The sequence below is a fragment of the Acidovorax delafieldii 2AN genome, from assembly GCF_000175235.1.
GTDB classification, from domain to species: Bacteria; Pseudomonadota; Gammaproteobacteria; order Burkholderiales; family Burkholderiaceae_C; genus Acidovorax; species Acidovorax delafieldii_B.
Genome location: NZ_ACQT01000384.1, coordinates 1 through 2,471, shown reverse-complemented (window position 1 = coordinate 2,471; position 2,471 = coordinate 1). Strand labels below are relative to the sequence as shown.

At 68.4% G+C, this 2,471-nt stretch carries 2 protein-coding genes and 1 pseudogene; 2 read left to right on the top strand and 1 reads right to left on the bottom strand.

Annotation, left to right across the window (positions count from 1 at the left end; translation table 11 throughout):
• Positions 1 to 214 (bottom strand): annotated as a pseudogene (locus ACDELDRAFT_RS21350) (phosphoglycerate mutase); the annotation flags it as partial.
• A gap of 80 nt (positions 215 to 294) precedes the next feature.
• Between ACDELDRAFT_RS21350 and ACDELDRAFT_RS21345 the strand changes: the two are divergent.
• Positions 295 to 1,548: a lipoprotein-releasing ABC transporter permease subunit gene (locus tag ACDELDRAFT_RS21345; protein WP_005800372.1), complete on the top strand. Its 1,254-nt coding sequence runs from the start codon at positions 295 to 297 to the stop codon at positions 1,546 to 1,548.
• Positions 1,549 to 1,612: 64 nt separating this feature from the next.
• Positions 1,613 to 2,320, top strand: a complete 708-nt coding sequence (lolD, locus tag ACDELDRAFT_RS21340; RefSeq protein WP_081470181.1) for a lipoprotein-releasing ABC transporter ATP-binding protein LolD — start codon at positions 1,613 to 1,615, stop codon at positions 2,318 to 2,320.
• Positions 2,321 to 2,471: the final 151 nt, after the last annotated feature.

The following is a 2,471-nucleotide window of genomic DNA, read 5'->3' as shown; positions in this document are numbered from 1 at the left end:
CGTCCTGCGCGGGCAGGCCCAGGGCCTGGGCCAGCGCGCGTTCGTGCGGCGGGGAGAAGCTGGTTTCGTCGCCCGCAGTGCTCGCGGCGTGGTGGGCGCTGAGCCGGGCCAGAAGCCGGTCCAGATGGGGCAGGGCCAGGCCCTGCAGGGCTTGCTGGCATCCCTCGGCGGCACTGGCGGCGTAGGGAATGAGCAAATGGTGGATGTCCGACATGGGGTCTATTGTCCGGGATGCCACAATCGGCGCCGCCCACCCCTTACATTTCGTGCGGGTACGGGCCTCTTTCTTCCACCATGCAAATTCCCTACGAACTGGCCCTGGGCTGGCGCTATACGCGCGCAGGCCGCGCCACGCGGCGCAACGGCTTCATCTCGTTCATCTCGGGCGTGTCCATGCTGGGCATTGCGCTCGGGGTGGCGGCGCTCATCATCGTGCTCAGCGTGATGAACGGCTTTCAAAAGGAAGTGCGCGACCGCATGCTCAGCGTGGTCTCGCACATCGAGATTTTTGCGCCCCAGGGCGCCGCGCTGCCCGACCCGGCGCGCACGCTGGCCGAGGCCAGGCAGAACCCCAACGTGGTCGGCGCCGCGCCCTTCGTGGGCGCGCAGGCTTTGCTGGCACGCGGCGAGGACATGAAGGGCACGCTGGTGCGCGGCATCGACCCGGCCCTCGAAGGCGCGGTAACCGATCTGGCGGCCACCAACGAAGAAACGCTCAAGCTGCTGGTGCCCGGCGAGTTCCGTGTGGTGCTGGGCGGTGAGCTGGCGCGCGCGCTGGGCGTGCGCAAGGGCGACGCCGTGACGCTGATCGCACCGGCCGGGCAGGTCACGCCAGCCGGCGTGGTGCCGCGCCTCAAGCAGATGACGGTGGCGGGCACGTTCGACTCGGGCCACTACGAATACGACTCGGCCCTGGTGCTGCTGCACCATGAGGACGCGCAGCGCATCTTCCGCCTGGAAGGCCCCACGGGCATCCGCCTCAAGCTCAAGGACCTGCACCAGGCGCGCGAGGTGGCCCAGCAACTGGCCGGCAGCCTGAGCGGCATGCTGCTGATCCGCGACTGGACGCAGCAGAACCGCACCTGGTTTGCCGCCGTGCAGCTCGAAAAACGCATGATGTTCATCATCCTCACGCTCATCGTGGCGGTGGCGGCGTTCAACCTCGTTTCCACGCTCGTGATGACGGTGACCGACAAGCGCGCCGACATCGCCATCCTGCGCACGCTGGGCGCCAGCCCGAAAAGCATCATGGGCATCTTCGTGGTGCAGGGGGCCATGGTGGGCGTGATTGGCACCGCCGTGGGGCTGCTGCTGGGCCTGGGGATCGCGCTCAACATCGACGTCATCGTGCCCGCCATCGAGCGCGCCTTGAACGCGAGCTTCTTGCCCAAGGATATCTACCTCATCAGCAAGATGCCCAGCGAGCCGCAGAGCAGCGACATCGTGCCCATCGGCGTCATCTCGCTGGTGCTGGCCTTCGTGGCCACCCTGTACCCCAGCTGGCGCGCCAGCCGTGTGAACCCTGCCGAGGCACTGCGCTATGAGTAACACCACCCCCACGCTTGGCACGGGCGTGTCCTCTCAGCCCCTGTCTGGAAACGGGCCTCTGGAAATGCAGGGCCGCGGCGCCCCTGCCGGGCTGGGCGCCGAAGTGGTTCTGGAGGCCCAAGGCCTCACCAAGCGCTTCACCGAAGGCCGCCTGGATGTGACCGTGCTCAAGGGCGTGGACCTGCAGATCCGCGCCGGCGAAACGCTGGCCATCGTCGGCGCTTCGGGCTCGGGCAAGAGCACGCTGCTGCACCTGTTGGGCGGGCTGGATGCGCCTACATCAGGGACGGTGCGCCTCAAGGGCGAGGAAATGTCGTCGCTCTCTGCCGAGCGCCAGGGCCAGCTGCGCAACCAGCACCTGGGCTTCATCTACCAGTTCCACCACCTGCTGCCCGAGTTCAGCGCGCTCGATAACGTGGCCATGCCGCTGCGCATCCGCCGCCTGCCGCTCGCCCAGTGCCATGCCGAGGCCGAGCGGGTGCTTACATCCGTCGGTCTGAAGGAACGGCTGCAGCACCGCCCCGCCGAGCTGTCGGGTGGCGAGCGCCAGCGCGTGGCGATTGCGCGCGCCCTGGTGACGCGGCCCGCCTGCGTGCTGGCCGACGAGCCCACCGGCAACCTGGACCGCAGCACGGCCGACGGCGTGTTCGACCTCATGCTGCAATTGGCGCGCAACCAGGGCACGGCGTTCGTGATGGTGACGCACGACGAGTCGCTGGCAGCGCGTTGCGACCGCGTGCTGCGGCTGGTGGCCGGCCGTCTGGGCGATTGAAGTCGCGCACGGCGCCAGCGTGGCGCTTGGCAGCCGCGGTCGTGCACTTTCAGATCATTTGGGGCTCCAGCGCTTATCCCCTGTGCGCTGGCAGCTCATGTATTGATAGCGGGAGCCCTGTGCGGCGGTAGCCCCGCAACCGGCCGGGTTG

What these genes read in the sequence shown, in the direction of transcription:
- ACDELDRAFT_RS21345 (WP_005800372.1), top strand. Translation starts at nt 295, where the DNA reads ATGCAAATTCCCTACGAACTGGCCCTGGGCTGGCGCTATACGCGCGCA.
- lolD (WP_081470181.1), top strand. Translation starts at nt 1,613, where the DNA reads ATGCAGGGCCGCGGCGCCCCTGCCGGGCTGGGCGCCGAAGTGGTTCTG.